Genomic DNA, 22569 nt, shown 5'->3' on the forward strand with positions numbered 1-22569 from the left:
CTATACAAGCCCGATTGTCCATTGTGTGGGAAGCAGCGGCCCGTTTTCGGTACTGGTGGCCGAAGCCGGGCGAGCCGTAGATTGCGACGCCTGAACCTTGCACACACTGGATGTAGAACTTGAACAAGCTTTGCGAGATGCAATCGTTCGTCATGGTGGTCGACACCGGTAGTATCACCGAGGCAGCCCGGCAATTGGGCACCGCCAAATCCATGGTCAGCCAGCGGATTGCGCAACTGGAAAAACGCCTCGGCAGCATCGTCCTTGAACGCGGACGGCAGGCGCGGCTGACCGAGGCCGGGGAGGTGTTTTATCGTTATTGCGTGCGGATTCTGTCGGAGGTCGAGGAGGCCGAGGACGCGGTGCAGGCCTTTCAATCGAGCCTGCGCGGCAGTCTGCGACTGGCGGCGCCGATGGCGTTCAGCATTCGTTACCTGACGCCGATCCTGTCGTCGTTCGCGGTGCGCTATCCCGAGTTGCGGCTGGACATCGAATTCGACGACCGCCACGTCAACCTGCACGAAGAACGCTACGACGCGGCGATCCGCATCGGCGAGTTGCCGGACTCCTCGCTGGTGGCGAAAACCATCACCGCCAATCGCCACATCATCTGCGCCAGTCCCGATTACCTGGCCGCCCATGGCACGCCGCAAACCCCGCAGGAACTGTCCGAGCATTTCGCCATGCTCTACGTGAACCGCGAACCCCACGGCATGTGGACGTTGCCGGTGAACAATGCGCTGGAATCGTTTCGCGTGCGCTGCCGGATGCGCACCAACAACGGTCATCAACTGATGGAAGCGGCGAAGGCCGGCATGGGGCTGGCGATTCTGCCGACGTTTCTGGCGGCGCAAGCTATCGTGGACGGTGAACTTCAGGAGGTGCTGGCGCCTTACGCGCCCCGGGGCGGGAATATTTCAGCAGTGTACCGGCGCTCCCAGCGGGCTTCGCCGAAGTTGCAGGCGCTGACCGATTTTCTCTGCGAACAGATCGGCAGTCCACCGGTGTGGGAGCAATTGCTCGCGGCCCATTCGGCCGGTTGAGCCGTTCGGGAAAAGCGAAACCGCGATTCGTTTTTCCCCGGCTTATGAGCCCTCGAGCCCTTCAATAAGCTCTTCCTCAACAGGCGCGCTTTGACGCCTGACAGGGAAGAAACCGATGAACGATACCCTTGTAAATTCTGCCCCGCGTGCCCCGGTCGATGTGATCGTGGTGGGCGGCGGTTCCGCCGGCGCGGTGCTGGCCCGTCGCTTGAGTGAAAACGTCGGGCGCCAGGTGCTGTTGCTGGAGGCGGGCCAGAGTTTTGCCCCGGGCGAGTATCCCGAAATCGTCGCCAGTAGCGATGTGGTCGGTGCCAATGGCGATCGCCAGTTCGAGTGGGGTTACAGCTCCCAGCCAGGTTACGTCGAACACCCGATCGGCGCGCTGCGCGGCAAAGTGCTGGGCGGCAGTTCGGCCATCAACGGCGCGGTGGCGATCCGCGCCCGAGCCACGGACTTCCAGCGCTGGAATCTGCCGGGCTGGAGCTACGAAGAGTTGCTGCCCTCGTTCAAGAAACTGGAAAGCCACAGCGGTGGCGCCAGCGCATTGCATGGCCACGACGGGCCGCTGCCGGTGCGTCAACTCGGCAGCGCCGACGTCACGCCGATGCAGAAAGCCTTCATCTACGCCACGGTCGCCAACGGTTACCGGATGATCGACGACTTCGACGGCGCGAATGCCAACGGCGTCGGCCCGTACCCGATGAACATCGTCGACGGCGTGCGGGTCAACACCGGCATGGCCTACCTCACGGACGAGGTGCGCGCCCGCGACAACTTGCAGATTCTCGCCGACAGCCTGGTGGACAAGGTGCTGTTCGACGGCAAACGTGCGGTGGGCGTGCAACTGGCGAATGGCGAGCAATTACGCGCCAACGAAGTGATTCTTTCGGCAGGCAGTTACGGCAGCGCGGCGATCCTGCTGCGCTCCGGCATCGGCCCTGGCGACGATCTGCGCGCACTGGACATTGAGCCGGTCGCCGAATTGCCGGTCGGGCAACACCTGGCGGATCACCCGTTCTACTACAACGCCTACGCCGCCAAACCCGACCTGATCGGCCGCCAGTCACCGGCCATCGGCGCCAAGCTCTGGACCCACAGCCGCAGCGCCGAGCACGGCGATCTGGACATTCACATCACCGCGACCCACCTGTTTCCCCACGATCAGAGCCCGACCCAGGTCGGTTTCGTGCTCGCGGTGGCGCTGACCCGGCCGCTGTCCCGGGGCAAGGTCACGCTGGCCAGTCGCGATCCGTCGGTGGCGCCGAACATCGATCTGAATTTTCTCGCCGAACCCATGGACCGCCAGCGTCTGCTGGACGGCATTCGTCTGGCGCGGCGGATCGGGGCGACGGCGCCACTCAAGGGTTTGATCCATTCCGAACTGAATCCGGGGCAGGGCAACGACTCCGACGACGCCTTGCTGGCCAGCGTCAAAGCCACGCTCGACACCTATCACCACCCGACCTCGACCGCACCGATGGGCCGGCCGGGTGACGCGCATGCGGTGGTCGACCTCGAAGCCCGAGTGATCGGCGTGCAGGGCCTACGGGTGGTCGACGCCTCGATCTTCCCGGACGTGCCGTCGGTTGCCACCAACCTCACCGTGATCGCCACCGCCGAAAAAATCGCCGTTCTCTACGCCTGAATCCAAGGAAGTTTTCGCCATGAACAACACCAAGGTTTTGAACTGGATCGACGGCCTGTGGCTGGATTCCGGTGACTACAAAGATTCCATCGACCCGGCGACTTATGAGCTGATCGGTCGCTACGCAGAAGGCGGACTGGCCGAAGCGCAGCAAGGCATCGACGCTGCGCAACGGGCCTTCACGCACACCCAATGGAAAGACGACAGTCAGCTGCGTGCGCAGGTCTTGCTGGAACTGGCGGACGTCTTCGAGCTCAACGCCGCCGAGCTGATCGACACGCTGGCGCTGGAGAACGGCAAGATCCGTCCCGAGGCCGCCTTCGAAGTCGGCATGGTGCCGTCCAAATTGCGCTATTACGCCGCGCTGGCCCGCACCGAATATGGCCGCGCCGCGCAACCTCGGCCCGGCAAGATCTCTCTGGTGATCCGTCAGGCCGTCGGTGTCGCGGGCATCATCGTGCCGTGGAATTCGCCGGTGGTGCTGATGATCCGTTCGCTGGCCCCGGCCCTGGCCGCCGGTTGCACCACGGTGATCAAGATGCCGGGGCAGACCGCGCAGACCAACGCGCTGGTGGCGCGGATCATGAGTGAAGCGCCGTCGCTGCCGCGCGGCGTGATCAACCTGTTCAGCGAGCAGGGCGCGGCCGGTTCGATCCATCTGGTGGAGTCGCCGAAGGTGCCGGTCATCAGCTTCACCGGCAGCACCGGCACCGGTCGGGCGATCTCGGCGGCGGGGGCGCAACACCTCAAGCGCTTCGGGCTGGAGCTGGGTGGCAAGACGCCGATGCTGGTGTTCAACGACGCCGACCTCGACGCCGTGGTGCCGACGCTGGTCAAGGCGCTCACGGTGTTTTCCGGTCAGTTCTGCATGACCGGTTCGCGCCTGCTGGTGCAGCGCGACATTGCCCACGTGTTGACTGAACGCCTTGCCGCTCGACTTGAAGCGGTGCGGGTCGGGCCGGCGGCGGATCCGGCCAGCGACATGGGGCCGCTGATCGACAAGCCCAACGTGCAGCGGGTCAATCAGGTGGTGGAAGAGGCGATTGCCGCCGGTGCGCAAGTCATCGTGCGCGGCGGACCGGTGACTGACGGGCCGCTGGCCAAAGGCGCGTTCTATCGGCCGACGCTGCTGCGAGTCAGCGATCCGGACATGGCCATCGTCCAGCGCGAAACCTTCGGCCCGGTGCTGACCCTGCAGGTGTTCGACAGTGAAGCCGAGGCTATCGAACTGGCCAACAACAGCGAGTTTGGTCTGGCGGCCAGCGTCTGGACCCGCGACATCGACCGCTCGCTGCGGGTCGCCCGTGAGCTGGAGGCCGGCACGGTGTGGGTCAACGACTGGGCGGTGGTCTACGACGAGTTCGAGGAGGGCGGCTTCAAACAGTCGGGGCAGGGGCGTCTGAACGGCGTGGCGGCTATGGATGATTTTGTCGAGTACAAACACATCGCGCTCAATCCCGGTCGGCGTCAGGAGTGACCGCGATGCGATTATCCCGACCGTGGATCGTCGCGGTGCTGGCGGGGGCGCTGAGCGCGTCCCCGGCCTATGCCGCTGGCGAACAACCGCTGACTTTCACAAGGACTGATCCGGTGTCACAGGACAAACTCTACGACGCGCTGCTGGATGCGCTGTACGCCACGTTCGGCAAGCATCCTGGCTTTCGTGCGACCCATGCCAAAGGTCTGTTGGTGAACGGGACTTTCACGGCTTCACCGGCGGCGGCGAGTCTCAGCCGTGCAGCCCATTTGCAGGGGAAACCGGTGCCGGTGGTGCTGCGGTTCTCCAACTTCAGTGGCGTGCCGGCCACGGTGGACGGCGATCCGCTGGCCAGCCCGCGCGGCCTTGCGGTGCGCTTCAAACTGCCGAACGGCGAGTTCACCGACATTGTCGGCCACTCGTTCGACGGTTTTCCGGTGGCCACGCCTCTGGAATTTCTCGGCTTCCTGAAAGGCATCGCTGCAACGGTCGCCACGCCGCCGGATCCGCAGCCGTTGCAGGCTTTTCTGGCGGAGCATCCAAGGGCCAAACACTTTCTGGAAACACCCAAACCGGCACCGTCGAGCTACACCAGCATCGAGTACTTCGGCGTTAACGCGCTGGTCTTCAGCAACCATGAAAACCAGGAGCAGATCGTTCGCTATCGAATCGAACCGTTAACCGGACAATCGCTGCTCAGCGACCAGCAAGCCGCCCGGATGCCAGCCGATTACTTGCAGGATGATCTGACGGCTCGACTGGCGAAGGGCCCCGCGCAGATGCGTTTGATCGCGCAACTGGCAGCACCGGGCGACGTGGTCGAAGACGGCTCGATCCCGTGGCCAAGAAACCGCCGCGAAGTCGAACTGGGCATCTTCACGCTCGATTTGCTGGTGCCTGCTGAAGATCAGCAAACCGCCCAGCAACGCCTCGACTTCAGCCCCGGCCGATTGCTCGACGGCATCGCCCTGAGCCGCGACCCGATGACCCTGGCCCGCGACCGCATCTACCAGCGCGCCGTGCAACGGCGCCAGCAACCATGAAGCCCGAGGCCGGCGCCCGCTGGAAACAATGGCTGGTGTCATGGCTGGTCGTGTGGCCGCTGTCGGTGTCCATGCCGTGGGCACTGGCGGCGCTGCTGGAACTGGCGGACCTGCGATTGCCGGGGTGGTTGTTCAAGATGCTGGTGGCCGGGTTGATATCGTTCAACATGGTGTATTGGCTGATGCCGCAGAGTTCGCGGTTGATGGCGCGGTGGTTGGTGCGCTAAGCGATCCGCGCCTCACTCGGTGGCGTCAAAAGCCTTGTGGTAGCTGACGACACCGACCGGCAACTCACCGCCAAACGCCAGCGCCTGAAAGTACTCCGCCGGAATCCCCGGCAACTCCAGACCGGCATGGGCCTTGAAGCCAAAACGCCCGTAGTAGCCCGGATCGCCAAGCACCACGCAGCCAACCCCGCCAATGCGCTGCAATTCTGCCAGCGAGGCTTTCATCAGCGCCGAGCCGATGCCTTGCTGCTGGCGGGTCGGGCACACGGAGATCGGGCCGAGGCCGTACCAGCCTTGAGCGCCGGAGGAGATTGTCACGGGGGAAATGGCGACATGGCCGACCACCGTGTCGTTCTCCACCGCCACCAGCGAAACACTGAGCTGGCCGGCGCGGCGCAGGGCGTTGACGATGAATTGTTCGGTGTGGCTGGAGTGCTCTTCGTGCTGGAACGCGGCCTCGGTGATTCGGGCGATGGTGTCGATGTCTTCGGGGCGTTCGTTGCGGATTGTGATGTTTGTGTTCATGCGCTCTCGGGTATCGCGGTCGATCAGGGTTCGAAGGGTTTCGAACAGCGGATCGGCGTTGGTGTATTGCTTGCCGTAGGCCAGGTTGAAGCCATAGTCGAAGTCTGGCGGATTCTTCCCTTGAGTGTGTTGTAAAAGTGTTTCCAGCTTGTCGAGGGCCTTCACAGCTTTGGCTTCGGGGGAGCGGGCGTTTTCATAGTCGTCCCAGAGCGCGAGGATTTCGTTTCTCAGCGCGTCGTCCAGGGAGCAGGTGAGCAGCAGCAAGTCATTGCGCTCCTGTTCGCCCTTGTCGGGAAAACCGACTTGATCGACCGCCGGAATGTCACCGTTGATGGCTTCGCCGAGGTCGTGGATGACGCACATCGTCAGGACTTTCAGCACGTCGAGCCCGGCCAGGTCGTCGGCGAACACGATCGCCATCAGGCACAGGCGCCAGCTGTGTTCGGCGGTGCTTTCGTTGCGACCGGAGGAAGTGTGTGCGCTTCTGAGGACGTCCTTGAGCCGTTCTGCTTCACGCAGGAATTCGAGGCGTCCCTTGATTTTTTCGAGGTTCATACAGTGGCCGGGATAAAGAGTGCAGGGCTCAAAGCCTAGGCGCGACCTCGATCATCGTCCACGCATAAAATATGCGGCGCGCGGCCTACAGCGTTTCCACCAGCCGTGCAGCGGTGCCATCCGAGAGCGCGATCCGCGTCCAGCGGCACAGGCTTTCGCGGATGGGCACGAGGTTCGAGTCGTTGCGGCCAGTGACGAATTCCAGTGCCGGCGGCGCCGGGACTTCTCGCCAACCGGTGTCATCCAGCAAGGACTCCTTGTGCTGGATTTCCGTCGTCGCAAAGCGCCACAGCGATTGCCCCAGCAGATCGCTCAACGGACTGCTGAACTGTGCGGCGCGGGCCGGGGAGCAGGCCAGCAGGCAATGGGTCAGGTCGCAGACCAGGTGAACCGGGCGCGCACTGTCCGTGACCAGTCGTGCGAGGGCCTGATCGGCGGCGCTGTCGAGTCGTGCCGCGAGCAGCCGTTCGAGCTGAAGATGGGCGTCCGGGTCCATCGCCTGCACGCCGCTTTCCCAGCGAGAAATCGTCGACTGGGTAACCTTGAACAACTCGGCGGCATGGCTCTGCTTGACGCGGTGCAGCACGCGCCAGCGGCGCAGGGCGATGCCGGGCAGGCTGGGCTTCAACAAGGTGTCGGACATGGCGATGGATCGCAAAAGGAATGCGGGCCGACAGTCTGAAGACTGTCGGCCCGTGCTGCAAATCGACGCGATATCAGGTCATTCCGGCAGTTTGGCAATCACCTTGATCTCGAATTGAAACCCGTAAAGCCACGTCACGCCGACCGCTGTGATGGTCGGATGCGGCGCCTCGCCCCAGAACTCCGGCACCACTTCCCAGATGGTTTCAAACGTGGATTGCGGGTCGACCATGAACACCGTCACGTCCACCACGTCATCGAAACTGGCGCCGGCCGCGCCGAGAATCGCGTTGAGGTTGGTGAAGGCCAGTCGCACCTGTTGCTTGAGATCCGGCTCCGGCGAGCCGTCCTCAAGGCTGCCGACCTGACCGGAAACGAACAGAAAACCGTTGGAACGAACGGCCGGCGAATAACGATTGCGCTCGTAAAGGGCATGGCGTCCCGGCGGGAAAACCACGTCGCGTTTTGGCTTGGCATTGGTCATGAGGTGTCTCCTTCAATGGGTTGAAAACCTGCGATGGAGAAACTCTAAGGGCTTGCACCGGCACGATAAACGCGCAACCTTGGCGATCACTGTTTGCAAATCCCAAACAATCGAGCCGCTATCAGAGGTGGGATATGGACCGTTTTGACGCGATGCAAGCCTTCGCCCGAGTGGTGGAGGCCGGCAGTTTCACCAAGGCCGCCGACACTCTGCACATGAGCAAGACCACCGTGACCCAGCTCGTCCAGCAACTGGAGGCGCGCCTGCGAGTGAAGTTGCTCAACCGCACCACACGCAAGGTCAACGTAACGGCGGACGGCGCGGCCTATTACGAGCGGGTGATCAAGTTGCTGGCGGACATGGACGATGCCGAGACCAGCCTTCCCGGCGCGGCGGCCCAGCCCAAGGGACGCTTGCGGGTCGATGTGCCGAGCCCCTTGGCCAACCTGATTCTGGTGCCGGCGCTGCCCGAGTTTTGCGCGCGGTATCCGGACATCCAGATCGACATGGGCGTCAGCGACCGGATCGTCGACATCATCGATGAGAACGTCGATTGCGTGATCCGTGGCGGGGAGCTGCGCGATCAATCGCTGATGGCCCGGCGGGTCGCCGATTTGCAACTGGGCGTGTATGCCGCGCCCGGTTACCTGGCCCGCGCCGGCACCCCGATGCATCCCCGTGAGCTGGAAGACAGCCATCATCGGGTGGTCGGTTTCCTCTGGGCTCGCACCGGCAAACCGGTGCCTTATGCCTTGCGCAATGCCACGGAGAATCTGCTGATCAAGGGCCGGCATATCCTGGCGGTCGATGATGGCAACGCCTATCTGGCCGCAGGCCTGGCAGGTCTGGGTGTGCTTTGGCTACCGCGTTACATGTCGGCGGTGCACGAGGCGCGGGGTGAGTTGGTTGCGCTGTTCGAGGGTTGGGCGCTTGACCCTATGCCGCTGTACGTTGCGTACCCGCCGAACCGGCATATCAGCCAAAAGCTACGGGTATTTATCGACTGGATCGTGGAATTGATGGCCACGCGTGCCAATGGCGCGGAACTTGCTGGCCGCGCTCCCGGACTGTCAAAAAAATAGCGAATATCGGCGATCAATAAAGTCGGCAAGTCTGGATGCACCGCTATTCACCCAAGGAGCTTCACTCGCAATGAATATGTACATCGATATTGTCGGCGCGTGCAATTTGAGCTGCCCTTCGTGTCCGATGGGGAACTCGGAAAACGTCAACTTCAAAAAAGCCATGCAAGTTGACATGTTCAGGAAGATCGTCGAGAAGGCCAGAAGCGAAGGGGTCGAGTCGATTTTTCTTTATAACTGGACCGAGCCGTTGATCCACCCGCGGATCGGCGAATTTGTCGAGATCATCAACGCCGCCGGTTTGCAGAGCGGTATCAGTTCCAATTTGAATCTGGCGAAAAACATGGAGACGGCGATGCTCGCCAATCCATGGTTTTTCCGTATCTCGCTGTCCGGGTTTTATCAGCAGACTTACGAACAGGGACACGTGGGCGGTGACATTGAGGTCGTGAAGGCCAACATGATCAAACTGCATGAGCTCAAGCAGCAACATGGCTTGAACACGCGGATCGAGGTCTACTACCACCGCTACCTCGACAACATGGAAGAAGAAGGGCTGATGCGCGAATTCAGCCAGAATCTGGGCTTCGAGTTCTCGACCGGTTATTCAGTGATGATGCCGCTGGAGAAGACGCTGGCGCTGATCGAGCGCGACCCGTCGGTGACAGACACTGATCGCGAGACCCTGCAGCGGCTCGCGCTACCGCCCTTCGACGATCTGGTCAATCTGGTCCGCCATTATCCGAAACAGGCATGCGGGCTCAAGGATGACTGGCTGGTGCTCGACTGCAATGGCAACACCATCCTGTGTTGTTCCATTTTCAATCAGACCGAATATCAGGTCGGCAAATACCTGGACATGCCACTGGCACAACTGACCAGGCTCAAGTCCACTCAGCCGAACTGCGTCGACATGTGCAATCGCTGTGCGAACAACGGATTACACATCTACTCGGCGCAGTCCAATCGGGGACCGCTGGAGAGCCACGCCGTCAACCGGATTATCGACTTCCAGCGGCGCACGATCATGGGCTTGCCGATCGAAAGCGACAGGCTCGGACGCAGTGGCGAAGTCAGTGCCGAACAATTTGACGAAGCACAATATCTGGAGCTGAACCAGGATGTCAGAAACGCGATTTCCGCCGGGGCTTTCACCAGCGGTTATCAGCACTACGTACTGTTCGGGCGACTGGAGGGCCGGCCGGGTGCAGGTCATTTGACGGCTGTCTGAGCCAGCGGCTCCTCTGCCAGTTGAGCTGTCAGCCACTGACTGAAGCACCGCGCCATCGGGTCGTTCTCGCTGTCGCGGTGCGTCAGCATCGCCCAGTTCGGGCCGCGAATGGTTTCCTCCACCAGTGGCTGCAACAACCCGTTTTCCCGGGCCTGGCGGCTGAGCAACTGGCTGACCAGCGCAATCCCCAGACCTGAACACGCCGCGTCCAGCAGCAGGCCCGGATCAGAGAAATTCAAACCCTGATCCTGTTGGCCGACATCAATCCCCGATTCCACCGCCCAATGGCTCCAGTCCATTTCCCGCTCGCCGTGCAGCGTTGTCCGCTGCGCACTCGGCATACTCAGCAGGCCCGGATGACACGCCGGATAGAGCCGGTCAGCGTGCAGCACCTTGAAGCTGCATTCGGCCTGCGAACTGATGTCGTCGCGTACCGCCAGATCGATGGTCTGGGTGGCCATGTCCGGCACTTCATCAGTGCTGAAAATCCACAAATCCACATTCGGATGCTGACGGCGGAAATCTCCCAGCCGTGGCAGCAACCAGTGCCGGGCAAACGCCGGCGTGGTGTTGAGCACCAGTTGATTGGGTTTCTGGTACTGCCCCAGTCGCCGGATGCCCACCGACAGTTGTTGCAGCATCGCCTGGGTGGTGCTGAGCAGATCGTGGCCGGCGTCCGTCAGCGCCACGCTGCGCCCGCTGCGGAAAAACAGCGGCTGTTCCAGGTACGCCTCAAGGCTGCGGATCTGCTGGCTGATGGCCGATTGCGTGAGGCTCAGCTCTTCGGCGGCCTTGTGAAAACTGCCCAGCCTTGCGGCGGCTTCGAAGCCGCGCAACGAGCTGAGGGGTGGCCAGTGTTTCAGCATGATCGATAAGTTCCTCTAATCAGTTTTCCGCTAAATCCATCGTTTGTTTGCCCTTAAGACCGCCATTAGCATGCACATCAACGCCGCCAAGGCTGTTTTTCATTGAACACAATGGCTTAACTCAAAGGGCTTTTTACCATGCAGCAGAACAAAAACAACAACAGCGGTTGGATGATGCCGGCAGAGTGGGTGACGCACGCGGCGACCTGGATGGTCTGGCCCCACAACAAGGCCTTGTGGGAGTCGGGCTGGCGCGTAACCTTGCCGTTGGTGCAGGAAGATTTCGCCCGCGTCGCCAACGCCATCGCCCGGTTCGAGCCGGTGAAAATGGTCGTCGATCCGTCGGCCATCGCCAGCGCCAAAGCCTTGTGCGGGCCGAACATCGAACTGATTCCGCTGGCGGTCAACGACAGCTGGTGCCGCGACTCCGGCCCGAGCTTCGTGGTTCACCCGGACCAAGGTCTGGCCGGGGTGAGCTGGCGCTTCAACGCCTGGGGTGGCAAATCGGCCCATGACCTGGACGAAAGCCTGGCCCGTCGCGTGCTCAATCACCTGGGCGGCGAGTGCTTCGGCACGTCGCTGAGCAACGAGGGCGGGGCGATCCACGTTGACGGCGAGGGCACGTTGATCACCACCGAATCAGTATTGCTCAACCCCAACCGCAACCCCGGCGTGAGCAAGGCCGAGATGGAAGAAATCTTCAGCCGTCTGCTCGGCGTGAAGAAAACCATCTGGCTGCCGGGCGATCCGGATTACGTCACTGGCGACATGACTGACGGCCACGTCGATGGCGTCTGCGCCTTCGCTCGTCCCGGCGTGTTGCTGGTGGATGCGACTCACGATCGCAGCTCGGTGTACGCCGACGTCGTGCGGGAAAACCGCCGTGCACTGGAACTGGCCACCGATGCCCAGGGCCGTAAATTCGAGCTGATCGAGCTGTATGAAGCCACCGACGCGGTGGACACCGAAGCCGAAGTGTTCTGCGCCTCGTACACCAACTTCTACATCGCCAACGGCGCGATCATCATGCCGGCGTACGGCATCGAGGCCGACCATGTGGCGGCAGAAACGCTGGCCAAGACGTTCCCGGGACGCGAAGTGGTGCCGGTGCAGATCAATCATCTGGCCCACGGTGGCGGCGGTGTGCACTGCATTACCCAGCAACAGCCAGCCTGGCCGGTGGAGGGTTGATCGATGACGCTGCTCAAAGTCGCCACCACCCAGATGCCGTGCACCTGGGACCTGAAAAGCAACCTCGACCGCGCCGAGCAGCTTGTGCGGGATGCTGCCGCGCAGGGCGCGCAAGTGATCCTGTTGCAGGAGCTGTTCGCCACGCCGTATTTCTGCATCGAGCAGAGTCACCATCACATGGGGCTGGCCGAGGAGTATCGCGACAGTCAGGTGCTGTCGCGCTTCGCCGCGCTGGCCCGGGAACTGGGCGTTGTGCTGCCGCTGAGCTGGTACGAGAAGGCCGGCAATGCCTACTTCAACTCCCTGAGCGTGGCGGATGCCGACGGGCGCCTGTTGGGCGTATACCGCAAGACTCACATCCCCAACGCCATCGGCTATCAGGAGAAGGAGTATTTCAGCCCCGGCGACACCGGCTTCAAAGTCTGGGACACCGCATTCGGCCGTCTGGGCGTGGGCATCTGCTGGGATCAGTGGTTCCCGGAAACTGCGCGCTGCCTGGCGTTGATGGGCGCCGAGTTATTGCTGTTCCCGACCGCCATCGGCTCGGAACCGGGCTGCGCGGATCTGGATTCGCGGGACCACTGGCAGATGACCATGCGCGGCCACGCTGCCGCCAACCTGCTGCCGGTGATCGCGTCCAACCGGGTTGGCCGTGAAGTGGCCGGCACCGATGCGGCGCTGCAAATGAATTTCTACGGCTCGTCGTTCATCTGCAACCACAAGGGAAAAATGCTCGCCGAAGCCGACCGCGCCAGCACCGGTGTTTTGGTGCAAAGCCTGGATCTGGCAGCCATGCGTGAAGATCGCTTGAGCTGGGGCATCTACCGCGACCGTCGCCCGGAAATGTATGGCGCATTGTTGAGCCAGGACGGCCGTCACCTTAACGCCCGCTGGAATCCTCAAGGAGTCTGATATGCCTACTTCACACAAGTGGTTGCTGGGCGCTCTGGGCCTGGCGCTGGCCGGTTTGATGCCGGCCGTACACGCCGAAGACAAGACCCTGCGGCTGTATAACTGGGCGGATTATTTCGCTGAAGACACACTGACCAAATTCACCGCCGAAACCGGGATCAAGGTGATCTACGACGTGATGGACGGCAGCGAAACCCTGGAAGCCAAGATGCTGTCCGGCGGCAGCGGCTACGACCTGATCTTCCCCGGCGACACCGTGGCCGAACGCCTGATGCGCGCCGGCAGCCTGTTGCCGCTGGATGCATCAAAAGTCACGGCGATGAACGACATCGAGCCCGGCCTGCAAAAACTGCGCAGCCATTACGAGCATTCAAACAAGGCCACTGTGCCCTACACCTGGGGCACCATCGGCCTGACCTACAACGCCGAGCAGATCAAACAGCGCATGGCCGACGCCCCGGTCAACAGCCTCGACATGCTGTTCAAACCGGAACTGGCCGCGAAGTTTGCCGATTGCGGGATTTCGATGATCGACTCGCCGGACGAAGTGCTGGCCGTGGTGCTCAACTATCTGGGCCGCGACCCGCGTAGCGCCAAGCCTGCGGATCTGGCGGCGGCCAGTGACTTGCTGATGAAGTTGCGGCCGTACATCCGCAAGTTCCAGTCGCAACCGGTGACCGATCTGGTCAACGGCAACCTGTGCCTGTCCCTCGGCTACAGCGGCGACATGACCCAGGCCCAGCGCACTTCGGACAGCGCCGGCAAGCAGACCCGCTTCCAGTACCGCGTGCCGCGCGAAGGCACCACGGTGTGGATGGACACCATGGCCATTCCGGTCGATGCCAAACATCCGGAATACGCCTACGAATTCATCAACTTCGTGATGCGCCCGGAGAACATGGCCGCGATCAGCAATTTCACCGGTTACCCGACCTCCAACGCCAAGGCCCGGCCAAGCGTGGACGAGGCCATGCGCAACAACCCGGACATCTACCTCGACGAAGCGACCTATGCTCGTCTGATACCGGGCAAGGATATTCCCCAGGCCGACATGCGCGCCCGCATGCGCACCTGGACCAAGTTCAAGACCGCCACTGCACAGTGATTTTTCGGGCTGCTTCGGCAGCCCCTTACACATCAGGAAGTTACGCATGCCAACTCGTCGCGAGTTCATCAAACAGGTTTCAGTCGCCGCCGGCGTAGGCGCTGCCGTCATGGGCCTCGGCCTGTCACCGGCGCGCGTACTGGCGGCCAGCGAAGGTCGCTGGTTCATGCCCGACGAGGGCGACAAGCACGAACGCGCTTACATGGCCTTCGGCGCGCAGGACGCGATCTGGGAAGACTTCACCGAAGACGTTCAGGAAGCCCTCGGCCGGATCGCCCGCGCCATCGCCCGCTACGAACCGCTGACCATCTACTGCCGCAGCAGCGAACGCAGCCTGGCCGAAGAGATTTGCGGCACGTCCAACATCACATACCAGATCGCCAACCTCGACGACATCTGGATGCGCGACATCAGCGCCAACTTCGTCATCGACGACAAGAACGGCCTGGGCGCCGTGGACTTCAATTTCAGCGGCTGGGGCAACAAACAGCAGCACTCGAAAGACGCGAAGATCGCCAAACGCGTGGCGGCCGATGCGCAGGCGACCTACCAGCGCAGCGAACTGGTGGGCGAGGGCGGCGGCATCGAAGTCGACGGCCACGGCACCGCGATCATGACCGAAAGCTGCTGGGTCAACGAAAACCGCAACCCCGGCTGGAGCAAGGCTGACGTCGAGGCGGAACTGAAAGCACGCCTCGGTCTGCGCAAAATCATCTGGCTGCCGGGTATCAAGGGCAAGGACATCACCGACGCCCACGTCGATTTCTACGCGCGCTTCGTCACGCCCGGCGTGGTCATCGCCAACCTCGACACCGACCCGCGCTCCTACGACAACAAGGTCACCCTGGCGCACCTGGAAATCCTGAAAAAGGCCACCGACGCCGATGGTCGCTCGTTGCAGATCCACACCGTGTCGCCACCGCTGAAACCGCGCAAGACCAAGTTCAACAAGGACAACGACGACTTCGCGGCCGGCTACATCAACTACTTCGTGATCAACGGCGCGGTGATCGCCCCGGAGTTTGGCGACAAGGACGCGGACAAGAAGGCCTTCGACCTGCTGAAAAAGCTCTATCCGAACCGCGACGTGGTGCAGATCAATATCGACGCCATCGCGGCCGGTGGTGGCGGGATTCACTGCGTGACCAGTCACAAGCCGGCATAAGGCCGAGCCTCAGCGGAAACGTTGGGGCAGGGCCTCGGCAAAGGGATAGAAGTCGAACCATGGTTTGGCTTCTTCGATGACCCGACTGAACGACGGGCGCTGCACCAGCCGTTCGAAGTAGGCACTGAGGCGCGGTTGCCCGGCGGCAAACGGCACCAGCGTGCTGGCGTAGAACAGGGCCGGCGCGGCGGAGCAATCGGCCAGACTGAAATCCGCGCTGGCGATCCATTCGCGGTCGGCCAGTTGCTGTTCGAGCATGCCGTACGCCGTGGCCAGCAGCGCCCGCTGACTGCTCAGGTCGCCGTTGGCGGACTGGATGCGGTCGGCGACGATCTGCTGCATCGGCGTCATCACGTAATGGTCGAAGTACCGGTCCCACAGACGCACGTCCAGCGCGGCCTCCCAGTCTTCGGGAATCAGTCGCTTCGACTGCCCCGGTTGATGATCCAGATACTCGATGATCACGCTCGACTCCGGCACCGTGCGCTGGCGGGCGTGATCGCGCAGCACCGGGAATTTGACCAGCGGCCACAACGCCTGAAGCTCGGCCCGTTCGGCTTCGCTGGACAGGTCGATCAAACGTTTCTCGAACGCGACGCCGTGCTCGTAGAGGGCGATCAGCGCTTTGTGGCAGTAGGACGACAACGGGTGGTAGTAGAGGGTCAAGTCCATCGTTCAACACCTCAATGAGGGGGAATGGCGTTACTCAGGTATAGCGCGCCTGCGCACCGCCACACATTTGATTTCCACCAGCAGCCCCGGATGGGCCAGTTCGCTGACGCCGATGCAGGTCCAGGCGCAGAAGCCCTTGGGGAATACGCGGTTCTTCACGTCACGAAACACCGGCATGTGTTGGCTCATGTCGACGTGATAGGTGGTCATCTCCACCACATCGTCGAAAGTGCAACCGCCGGCCTTCAACACCTCGTCGAGGTTTTCCCAGGCACGTATGAACTGTTGTTCGGGGTCTTCGATGACCTTCAAGTCAGCCGTCCGGCCCACCTGGCCGGCGCAATAAAGCGTGTTGCCGACCAGAACCGCCGGGGCGTAACCGGCGCGTTCGACGATGGTTTTCATGGAGTCGGGGATGATGATTTTGCGATCGGGCATCGTGTTTACCTTCAATGACGGATTTCAGCGACCGTGCGCGGCCGCTGCCAACTGCTCGGTATCCACTCGCACGAACACCGAATCACCCACCGCCGTCAGCACCTCCCCGGCGTACACCTCGCAGATCACCCGGGTCTTGCGCCCGACTTCACCGTCGACTCTGGCCTTCAGCGTCAGCGGTACGCCCATTGGCGTCGGTTTGATGAACTTGATGCCGAGGTTGCCGGTGACGCAGTTGATGCGCGGCAGGCTTTCGGGTTCCCGTTGTTCGGCTCGGTAGTGATAAGCCATCGCGGTCCAGTTGGAATGGCAGTCCACCAGCATGGCGATCAGGCCGCCGTAGACCAGCTCCGGCCAGCCGCAGTATTTGGCTTCAGGCACATGCTCGGCCATGATGTGCACGCCGTCCTCGTGCCAGAAACTCTTGATGTGCAAGCCGTGCGGGTTGCTGCTGCCGCAGCCGAAGCAGACGCCCTCGGGGGCGGCGGTGTCTTGCAGGGAAGTGCCGTGGGTGGACATGCCGGGATCATCCTTAAACTGTTAGCCGAACCGGGCGGATTCTAACCCTGAATAAAGGACGAAGCTTGAGCAATGCGATTGTTTGCTCAGGCGGTGCAGGACTGGCCGAGCCAGGGCGGGCGTAGCTTAACGTCAGATCAACAACCCCAGCGTGTCGCGGCGCACTAGGTGCGCTGCGCCAGGTTGCGTTGAAACTCTTCGAAACTGCAGGGCAGCGTCGTGGCTTTGCGTTTTTTCGACTTTTCGCGCTCGTCCGGCAGTTGATCGCTCAATTCCCAGACCTCGAGCATCTTTGCGTATTCGAAAGCATGGCGCGGGTCGATCTGAATCCATTGCTGGAACGCCTGGCGTTCGTCGGGCGTGCAGGTTTCGTCTTGCAGGCGCAGGCACCAGTGCGCTGCCTGGTTCAGGATTTCTTCATCTGCGTCGTTCATTGACGGTTTCCACGATGGCCGAAGAGGGCATTTTACGTTGCCGCTTGCAAAAAAAACGTCAAAGCACGTTGAGTATTTAAACGGTTAGTGAGTGCTTAACATACAAAAAACGCCGCCAATGGACAGATCGCGCCATGATTTCTGGGCTTCTCTGATTTGTCATATCCCGTCACATTTCAATGCAGATAGTGGGCATCCCAACGTGTTTCCAGTGAGGCTGCCCCGTGTTTCAACGTCTTGTGTATTCGCTGTCCCTGTTGAGCCTGTCCATCGCCGCTGCCCAGGCAGCGGATCTCGATACCCCGCGTCTGGCGGGGATCGATAATTTCCGCGATATCGCCGGCACCACCACCGCCTATTCCACGGCACACGACGGCACGATGCGCGCCGGCGTGTTCTATCGTTCCAATGCGCTGACGCCGACGGCGGCGGATCTGGCCACCCTGAACGGACTGGGGATCAAAGCGGTTTACGACTTGCGTACACCGAGTGAAATCGCCGGCACACCGGACACGCTGCCGGCCGGGGCGACCTACCAGAATATCGACATCATCGGCAGTACAACCTCCGGCTCGAACATCACCACGGTGTCGTTCAAAAGTGCCGCCGATGCCATCGCGATGATGCAGGAAACCAACCGGGCCTTCGTCAGCGATGCCGGCATGCGCGGCCAGTTCAACGTGCTGTTCAACGAACTGGCCGGTGTCGACGGCGCCGCGCTGTTCCATTGCACCGCCGGCAAGGACCGCACCGGTTGGACGGCCGCCGTGCTGCTGAGCATCGCCGGCGTGGATAACGCCACGATCATGAACAACTACCTGGCGACCAACGACTACACCGCTGCGCGGGTGGCCAAGACCCTGGCGATGATGCCGCCGAGCATGGCCGCGATCTACGCGCCACTGCTGGGCGTCGAGGCCAGTTATCTGCAAGCGGGCCTGGATCAGGTGACTGCGCAATACGGCAGCATGGACAACTACCTCAAGCAGGGGCTGGGTCTGTCTCAGGAAACCATCTATGTGTTGCGCGGCAAAATGGTCGAGTACAACAGCCTGCCGGGTCAGGCAGGGCTGATCGGCAACGCCGCCGCTGGCGCGCAACTGTTGCAGGAATTGCAGAACAGCAAACTGTCGGGCACTTACAGCGCCTACAACTACTACCTGCAATCGGCCATCGACGCCGGCACCCTCAGTGGTGTCGAGTCCACGGTCGGCGGTCAGGTACACGCGGATGCGGCCAGTTACCTGCTGCGTCAGAACGCGATGATCGAGCAGGCCGCCGCGCCGTTCGCCAGCGGCACTGACCTCAAGGTCGGTCAATACCGCTTGTGGAGCACCGCGCTCGCCGGTTACCTGGGCACCGACGGCTCGGCCCATGCGCAAAGCAGCAACGAACACAGTCAGGGCCTGATGGTTGGCGTCACTCAGCGGTTCTCCGAACAATTTAGCGCTCGCGGCGGCATCGGTTACAGCAAAGGCACTGTCGGCGGCGCAGGTGGCGAGGCCGATACCGATTTCACTTTCCTCGACATTGGCGCCCGTTACGGCTTCACCAGCCTGGAACGTGGCCTGTTTGTCGATGCAAACCTCAGCGCCGGTTACGTCGACTACGACAGCAAGCGCGATCTCGGCGGCGGCCTCGGCTCGGCGAAGGGCGACACCCACGGCAACCTCAGCGGCGCCACGTTGGCACTCGGTTATCGGATGCCGATGAACGATGTGGTTCTGGAGCCGAGCCTCGGCGTGCGCGTCAGTCGTCTGGACCTGTCCGGCTTCCAGGAGAAGGGCAGTGAACTGGCTCTCAATGTCGATGACATTCAGGAAACCCGTCGCAGCGCGGTGGCCAATCTCGACGTCTCGTTCGCCCCGATGCCAATGGGCGCGTGGCAACTGGTGCCGGGCGTGCGGGTCGGTTACGAGCGTGTGCTGGGCGATCATCAGGTCGACAGCGAAGGGCATCTGCTGGGGCTGGATATCGAACAGCGCGCGGCGTTCGACAACCGCGATCAGTTCAGCGGCGGCGTGAATGTCATGGCCAGCCTCGGCGCCCTGAGCGTGGGTGCTGAGGTCGGTGCCACCGGCGGGGGCGACAGCCACGGTTTCAGCGGTGCGCTCAAGGCCAGTTATCAGTTCTGAGTTACCGGAAGAGGAAAAGGACTGCTTCAGCGCAGTCCTTTTCGCATTTCCGCGGGGCTCACGCCGTAGGCTTCCTGGAAGTACTGGCAGAACCGGCCGACGTTGCTGAACCCGAATTGCAGGGCCACGTCGGTTACGGATGACGATTGGCCTTGCTTCAACGTTTCGCAGGCGCGCTCCAGCCTGACCTGTCGCTGGTACGCGACAATCGAGGTGCCGACGAACCGACGGAAACCTTCCTGCAAGGCCCGCAGGCTGACGTTCACCAGCCCCGCCAGATCCGTCCCGCTGACCAGTTGCTCGGGATGAGCCTGAATGTATTCGATGGCCTGCTTCACATGCCGAGGTGCGATCTGCGCCTCGGGGCGGCGCAAGGCCTCGCTGAAGTTGTGCGGCCAGGCTTCCAGCACCGCGTCCACCAGCATCTCTCGCAGGCGCGACGGCATCAGCGAACCGGCGTTCAACAACAGATCGAATTCGGTGCCAGTGGCCAGATCGATCAGCGCACGAATCCCCTGAAACGCCGGGCTGTTCAGATCTACCCTCGGCTCGAAATGCAGCTTGTGCACGATCGGTCGGCCCAACAGTGACGACAGCCGTTCAGTGAGCGCGGCGCGACTGATCGACATGCCGTGCTGGGCGTGGTTGTCGACAAAGCGCATCGAGCGCAGATCCGCCTTGTCGATGGCCAGCCCGACATCGGTCAGCCCAACGGATTCATGATTGAAAATGATCTTGCCGGCGGTGGGAATGACGAAAGTGATTTCGTCGAACGGCTCGGGGAAGGTGACATTGAAATCGCCCCGGTAATGCATGCGCCGGAAACTCACGCCTTCATACCGCCCGTAAACGCCGCCGATGATGATGTCTTTGGGTGGCGGCGGGGTATCGCCATAACGGTTGCCGAACATTCGCGAGAACAGCGCGCCGAAATCGTCGCTGGCCATGTTGTCGGATCGCAGGATGATGGACTGGCGCGTCGGGGTCGAGTACACCGGGAGGGTCACCTTGGCAGTCGGGGCGCCGAGGCTATCAAGGCAGAATGACGGCTGTATGACAGCGCTCGATGCTGTGCCCGAGCGCCGGGCACAGCATCGAGTAAAGCGGTCTCAACTGTGATGAATGTCCCGGTCCTTGGTCTCCGGCATGAAGAAGATCCCCAGAATCGCCGTCATCACCGCAATCACGATCGGATACCACAAGCCGTAGTAAATATCCCCGGTGGCCGCGACCATCGCGAACGCCACGGTCGGCAGGAACCCGCCGAACCAGCCGTTGCCGATGTGGTACGGCAGCGACATTGAGGTGTAGCGGATGCGCGCCGGGAACAGCTCGACCAGCCACGCCGCAATCGGGCCGTAAACCATGGTCACGTAGATCACCAGCACGGTCAGCAGGAGCAACACCATCGGGTAATTGGTCTTGGCCGGGTCGGCTTTTTCAGGGTAACCGGCTTCTTTCAGCGCCGTGCCGAGGCTGGCGGTGAAGGCGTCGTTGCGGGTCTTGAAGTCAGCGGCCGGCAGGGTCGTGCCTTCGAAGCTTTCGATGACCTTGTCGCCGATGCGCACCTGGGCCACGGTGCCCGGTTCCGCCACCACGTTTTCATACGGGATCGCCCGTTTGGCCAGGATGGTTTTCGCCAGGTCGCAGGAACTGGTGAATTTGGCCTTGCCCACCGGATCGAACTGGAACGAGCACTGGTCGGGATTGGCGATCACCTTGACCGGGTTCTTCTCCTGGGCGATGAACACGTCGGGGTTACCGTACTGGGTCAGCGCGTGGAAGATCGGGAAGTACGTCACCGCCGCCAGAATGCACCCGGCCATGATGATGCCCTTGCGCCCGATGCGGTCGGACAGGCTGCCGAAGATCACGAAGAACGGCGTGCCGATCAGCAGCGAACCGGCGATCAGCAGGTTGGCGGTCTGCGGGTCGATCTTCAGTGTTTGCAGCAGGAAAAACAGCGCGTAGAACTGCCCGGTGTACCAGACCACCGCTTGGCCGGCGGTGCCGCCGAGCAGGGCCATGATCACGATTTTCAGGTTGTCCCAACGGGCGAAGGACTCGGTCAGCGGCGCTTTCGACGCCTTGCCTTCGGCCTTCATCTTCATGAACACCGGCGACTCGCTCAGTTGCAGGCGGATGTACACCGATACGATCAGCAGCAGGATCGACAGCAGAAACGGAATCCGCCAGCCCCAGGCCTCGAACGCCTCGGTGCCCAGCGCCGTGCGGCAGGCCAGAATCACCAGCAGCGACAGAAACAGCCCCAGTGTCGCGGTGGTCTGAATCCACGAGGTGAAGAACCCGCGTTTGCCCTTCGGCGCATGCTCGGCCACATACGTCGCCGCGCCGCCGTACTCACCACCCAGCGCCAGGCCTTGCAGCAGCCGCAGGGTAATCAGAATGATCGGCGCTGCGACCCCGATGGTCGCGTAACCGGGCAGGAATCCCACAATCGCCGTCGACACACCCATGATCACAATCGTGATCAGAAACGTGTGCTTGCGCCCGATCATGTCGCCCAACCGCCCGAACACAATCGCCCCGAACGGCCGCACCGCAAAGCCTGCGGCGAAGGCGAGCAGGGCGAAGATGAACGCCGTGGTCTCGTTCACCCCGGCGAAGAAGTGCTTGGCGATGATCGCGGCGAGTGAGCCGTAAAGGTAAAAGTCATACCACTCGAACACCGTGCCGAGGGACGACGCAAAGATCACCTTGCGCTCCTCGCGGCTGATGCTGTGGTTGGTCGGGGGGGCGCTGCCGGTGGACATGCTGTCGAGTACGGCCATGGGTGTTCTCCGTCGTGCTTGTTTTTGTAGGCCGGAGCACTTCATCAACGTCGCGTACCCGAGGCCTGTGGCGGATGCCGGATCAGGTGTTTCTTGGAACTTGCACAGAATCTCAACCTCGCGGGAGGGCGGGGTTTCATTGAGCATAATTGGGATTGGGGGGATATCCAGTGGCGGCGGATGTGGGCAGTGATGGAGAGAGGTTGGCTGGCTCGGGAAGAGAATGAATTAAATGAGTCCGTGTCCTTCGTTTCTTATCGTTATTCAGAATTTCGTTTGTTCTGAATAAGTATTAAAAACTGTCATTTCTATCAGGTGCGATTATGGCTGTTTGTGTTGATACTTTGTTTGGTCAAAGGGATGGAAAATAATTTATCCGCATTTTT

At 61.8% G+C, this 22569-nt stretch carries 22 protein-coding genes and 1 pseudogene; 12 read left to right on the forward strand and 11 right to left on the reverse strand.

Features of this window, described 5'->3' with window-relative positions; translation table 11 throughout:
• Positions 1 to 119 precede the first annotated feature (119 nt).
• The 5 genes from N8H71_RS00860 to N8H71_RS00880 all read left to right on the forward strand — a co-directional run bounded on the left by N8H71_RS00860 (position 120) and on the right by N8H71_RS00880 (position 5435).
• The gene (locus N8H71_RS00860; RefSeq protein ID WP_262192343.1) at positions 120 to 1043 is read left to right on the forward strand and encodes a LysR family transcriptional regulator; all 924 of its coding nucleotides are present in this window, start codon (positions 120 to 122) and stop codon (positions 1041 to 1043) included.
• 115 nt (positions 1044 to 1158) lie between these two features.
• Positions 1159 to 2688 carry a GMC family oxidoreductase gene (locus N8H71_RS00865; protein WP_262192344.1) on the forward strand — a complete coding sequence of 510 codons (1530 nt, stop codon included), beginning with the start codon at positions 1159 to 1161 and terminating at the stop codon, positions 2686 to 2688.
• A 19-nt stretch (positions 2689 to 2707) separates the two neighbouring features.
• Positions 2708 to 4165, forward strand: a complete 1458-nt coding sequence (locus tag N8H71_RS00870) for an aldehyde dehydrogenase family protein (RefSeq protein ID WP_262192345.1) — start codon at positions 2708 to 2710, stop codon at positions 4163 to 4165.
• A 5-nt stretch (positions 4166 to 4170) separates the two neighbouring features.
• Positions 4171 to 5208 carry a catalase family peroxidase gene (locus tag N8H71_RS00875; RefSeq protein ID WP_262192346.1) on the forward strand — a complete coding sequence of 346 codons (1038 nt, stop codon included), beginning with the start codon at positions 4171 to 4173 and terminating at the stop codon, positions 5206 to 5208.
• Positions 5205 to 5435, forward strand: a complete 231-nt coding sequence (locus N8H71_RS00880) for a hypothetical protein (protein ID WP_262192347.1) — start codon at positions 5205 to 5207, stop codon at positions 5433 to 5435. Before N8H71_RS00875 ends, N8H71_RS00880 begins: the two co-directional genes overlap by 4 nt.
• A gap of 12 nt (positions 5436 to 5447) precedes the next feature.
• Here the strand turns inward: N8H71_RS00880 and N8H71_RS00885 are convergent, their stop codons facing one another.
• From N8H71_RS00885 to N8H71_RS00900, 4 genes and pseudogenes are all read right to left on the reverse strand, one after another.
• A complete protein-coding gene (locus N8H71_RS00885; protein ID WP_262192934.1) occupies positions 5448 to 5960 on the reverse strand; it encodes a GNAT family N-acetyltransferase in 513 nt (170 codons plus the stop codon).
• A pseudogene (locus tag N8H71_RS00890) lies at positions 5958 to 6515 on the reverse strand (HD domain-containing protein); the annotation flags it as partial. The pseudogene N8H71_RS00890 and the gene N8H71_RS00885, both read right to left, overlap by 3 nt.
• 85 nt (positions 6516 to 6600) lie before the next feature.
• Entirely contained in the window at positions 6601 to 7158 is a 558-nt protein-coding gene (locus tag N8H71_RS00895) for a helix-turn-helix domain-containing protein (RefSeq protein ID WP_262192348.1), read from the reverse strand.
• A 78-nt stretch (positions 7159 to 7236) separates the two neighbouring features.
• On the reverse strand, positions 7237 to 7641 hold the full coding sequence (locus tag N8H71_RS00900) for a RidA family protein (protein WP_262192349.1): 405 nt from the start codon (positions 7639 to 7641) through the stop codon (positions 7237 to 7239).
• 134 nt (positions 7642 to 7775) lie between these two features.
• Between N8H71_RS00900 and N8H71_RS00905 the strand changes: the two genes are divergently transcribed.
• Together N8H71_RS00905 and N8H71_RS00910 are read left to right on the forward strand one after the other, a co-directional pair.
• A complete protein-coding gene (locus tag N8H71_RS00905; protein ID WP_262192350.1) occupies positions 7776 to 8723 on the forward strand; it encodes a LysR family transcriptional regulator in 948 nt (315 codons plus the stop codon).
• A 175-nt stretch (positions 8724 to 8898) separates the two neighbouring features.
• The gene (locus tag N8H71_RS00910; RefSeq protein ID WP_262192351.1) at positions 8899 to 9954 is read left to right on the forward strand and encodes a radical SAM protein; all 1056 of its coding nucleotides are present in this window, start codon (positions 8899 to 8901) and stop codon (positions 9952 to 9954) included.
• Here N8H71_RS00910 and N8H71_RS00915 read toward each other — a convergent pair.
• On the reverse strand, positions 9936 to 10820 hold the full coding sequence (locus N8H71_RS00915; protein WP_262192352.1) for a LysR substrate-binding domain-containing protein: 885 nt from the start codon (positions 10818 to 10820) through the stop codon (positions 9936 to 9938). The genes N8H71_RS00910 and N8H71_RS00915 overlap by 19 nt on opposite strands.
• Before the next feature lie 138 nt (positions 10821 to 10958).
• On the opposite strand from N8H71_RS00915, the gene N8H71_RS00920 reads away from it, so the two are divergent.
• From N8H71_RS00920 to N8H71_RS00935, 4 genes are read left to right on the forward strand one after another with little or no spacing between them, the layout of a single operon-like run.
• Positions 10959 to 12011: an agmatine deiminase family protein gene (locus N8H71_RS00920; protein ID WP_262192353.1), complete on the forward strand. Its 1053-nt coding sequence runs from the start codon at positions 10959 to 10961 to the stop codon at positions 12009 to 12011.
• Between the two features lie 3 nt (positions 12012 to 12014).
• The gene (gene aguB, locus N8H71_RS00925) at positions 12015 to 12923 is read left to right on the forward strand and encodes an N-carbamoylputrescine amidase (protein ID WP_262192354.1); all 909 of its coding nucleotides are present in this window, start codon (positions 12015 to 12017) and stop codon (positions 12921 to 12923) included.
• Between the two features lies 1 nt (position 12924).
• The gene (locus tag N8H71_RS00930) at positions 12925 to 14028 is read left to right on the forward strand and encodes an extracellular solute-binding protein (RefSeq protein WP_262192355.1); all 1104 of its coding nucleotides are present in this window, start codon (positions 12925 to 12927) and stop codon (positions 14026 to 14028) included.
• Positions 14029 to 14074: 46 nt separating this feature from the next.
• On the forward strand, positions 14075 to 15193 hold the full coding sequence (locus tag N8H71_RS00935) for an agmatine deiminase family protein (protein ID WP_262192356.1): 1119 nt from the start codon (positions 14075 to 14077) through the stop codon (positions 15191 to 15193).
• A gap of 9 nt (positions 15194 to 15202) precedes the next feature.
• Here N8H71_RS00935 and N8H71_RS00940 read toward each other — a convergent pair whose 3' ends face one another.
• The 4 genes from N8H71_RS00940 to N8H71_RS00955 all read right to left on the reverse strand — a co-directional run bounded on the left by N8H71_RS00940 (position 15203) and on the right by N8H71_RS00955 (position 17256).
• The gene (locus N8H71_RS00940) at positions 15203 to 15865 is read right to left on the reverse strand and encodes a glutathione S-transferase family protein (protein ID WP_262192357.1); all 663 of its coding nucleotides are present in this window, start codon (positions 15863 to 15865) and stop codon (positions 15203 to 15205) included.
• Positions 15866 to 15895: 30 nt separating this feature from the next.
• On the reverse strand, positions 15896 to 16303 hold the full coding sequence (locus N8H71_RS00945; protein WP_262192358.1) for a RidA family protein: 408 nt from the start codon (positions 16301 to 16303) through the stop codon (positions 15896 to 15898).
• A gap of 24 nt (positions 16304 to 16327) precedes the next feature.
• Positions 16328 to 16822: a PaaI family thioesterase gene (locus N8H71_RS00950; protein ID WP_262192359.1), complete on the reverse strand. Its 495-nt coding sequence runs from the start codon at positions 16820 to 16822 to the stop codon at positions 16328 to 16330.
• Positions 16823 to 16986: 164 nt separating this feature from the next.
• Entirely contained in the window at positions 16987 to 17256 is a 270-nt protein-coding gene (locus N8H71_RS00955) for a FecR/PupR family sigma factor regulator (RefSeq protein WP_262192360.1), read from the reverse strand.
• 224 nt (positions 17257 to 17480) lie between these two features.
• Here N8H71_RS00955 and N8H71_RS00960 point away from each other — a divergent pair, with 224 nt between their 5' ends.
• Positions 17481 to 19391, forward strand: a complete 1911-nt coding sequence (locus N8H71_RS00960; protein ID WP_262192361.1) for a tyrosine-protein phosphatase — start codon at positions 17481 to 17483, stop codon at positions 19389 to 19391.
• A 26-nt stretch (positions 19392 to 19417) separates the two neighbouring features.
• Here the strand turns inward: N8H71_RS00960 and N8H71_RS00965 are convergent, their stop codons facing one another.
• Entirely contained in the window at positions 19418 to 20386 is a 969-nt protein-coding gene (locus tag N8H71_RS00965; RefSeq protein WP_262192362.1) for a helix-turn-helix transcriptional regulator, read from the reverse strand.
• Positions 20387 to 20500: 114 nt separating this feature from the next.
• Positions 20501 to 22183: an MFS transporter gene (locus tag N8H71_RS00970; RefSeq protein ID WP_262192363.1), complete on the reverse strand. Its 1683-nt coding sequence runs from the start codon at positions 22181 to 22183 to the stop codon at positions 20501 to 20503.
• Between the last annotated feature and the right edge of the window lie 386 nt (positions 22184 to 22569).

The organism is Pseudomonas koreensis, from assembly GCF_025447595.1.
GTDB lineage: Bacteria > Pseudomonadota > Gammaproteobacteria > Pseudomonadales > Pseudomonadaceae > Aquipseudomonas > Aquipseudomonas koreensis_H.

What these genes read in the sequence shown, in the direction of transcription:
- N8H71_RS00865 (WP_262192344.1), top strand. Translation starts at nt 1,159, where the DNA reads ATGAACGATACCCTTGTAAATTCTGCCCCGCGTGCCCCGGTCGATGTG.
- N8H71_RS00870 (WP_262192345.1), top strand. Translation starts at nt 2,708, where the DNA reads ATGAACAACACCAAGGTTTTGAACTGGATCGACGGCCTGTGGCTGGAT.
- N8H71_RS00875 (WP_262192346.1), top strand. Translation starts at nt 4,171, where the DNA reads ATGCGATTATCCCGACCGTGGATCGTCGCGGTGCTGGCGGGGGCGCTG.
- N8H71_RS00880 (WP_262192347.1), top strand. Translation starts at nt 5,205, where the DNA reads ATGAAGCCCGAGGCCGGCGCCCGCTGGAAACAATGGCTGGTGTCATGG.
- N8H71_RS00885 (WP_262192934.1), bottom strand. Translation starts at nt 5,960, where the DNA reads ATGAACACAAACATCACAATCCGCAACGAACGCCCCGAAGACATCGAC.
- N8H71_RS00895 (WP_262192348.1), bottom strand. Translation starts at nt 7,158, where the DNA reads ATGTCCGACACCTTGTTGAAGCCCAGCCTGCCCGGCATCGCCCTGCGC.
- N8H71_RS00900 (WP_262192349.1), bottom strand. Translation starts at nt 7,641, where the DNA reads ATGACCAATGCCAAGCCAAAACGCGACGTGGTTTTCCCGCCGGGACGC.
- N8H71_RS00905 (WP_262192350.1), top strand. Translation starts at nt 7,776, where the DNA reads ATGGACCGTTTTGACGCGATGCAAGCCTTCGCCCGAGTGGTGGAGGCC.
- N8H71_RS00910 (WP_262192351.1), top strand. Translation starts at nt 8,899, where the DNA reads ATGTTCAGGAAGATCGTCGAGAAGGCCAGAAGCGAAGGGGTCGAGTCG.
- N8H71_RS00915 (WP_262192352.1), bottom strand. Translation starts at nt 10,820, where the DNA reads ATGCTGAAACACTGGCCACCCCTCAGCTCGTTGCGCGGCTTCGAAGCC.
- N8H71_RS00920 (WP_262192353.1), top strand. Translation starts at nt 10,959, where the DNA reads ATGCAGCAGAACAAAAACAACAACAGCGGTTGGATGATGCCGGCAGAG.
- aguB (WP_262192354.1), top strand. Translation starts at nt 12,015, where the DNA reads ATGACGCTGCTCAAAGTCGCCACCACCCAGATGCCGTGCACCTGGGAC.
- N8H71_RS00930 (WP_262192355.1), top strand. Translation starts at nt 12,925, where the DNA reads ATGCCTACTTCACACAAGTGGTTGCTGGGCGCTCTGGGCCTGGCGCTG.
- N8H71_RS00935 (WP_262192356.1), top strand. Translation starts at nt 14,075, where the DNA reads ATGCCAACTCGTCGCGAGTTCATCAAACAGGTTTCAGTCGCCGCCGGC.
- N8H71_RS00940 (WP_262192357.1), bottom strand. Translation starts at nt 15,865, where the DNA reads ATGGACTTGACCCTCTACTACCACCCGTTGTCGTCCTACTGCCACAAA.
- N8H71_RS00945 (WP_262192358.1), bottom strand. Translation starts at nt 16,303, where the DNA reads ATGCCCGATCGCAAAATCATCATCCCCGACTCCATGAAAACCATCGTC.
- N8H71_RS00950 (WP_262192359.1), bottom strand. Translation starts at nt 16,822, where the DNA reads ATGTCCACCCACGGCACTTCCCTGCAAGACACCGCCGCCCCCGAGGGC.
- N8H71_RS00955 (WP_262192360.1), bottom strand. Translation starts at nt 17,256, where the DNA reads ATGAACGACGCAGATGAAGAAATCCTGAACCAGGCAGCGCACTGGTGC.
- N8H71_RS00970 (WP_262192363.1), bottom strand. Translation starts at nt 22,183, where the DNA reads ATGGCCGTACTCGACAGCATGTCCACCGGCAGCGCCCCCCCGACCAAC.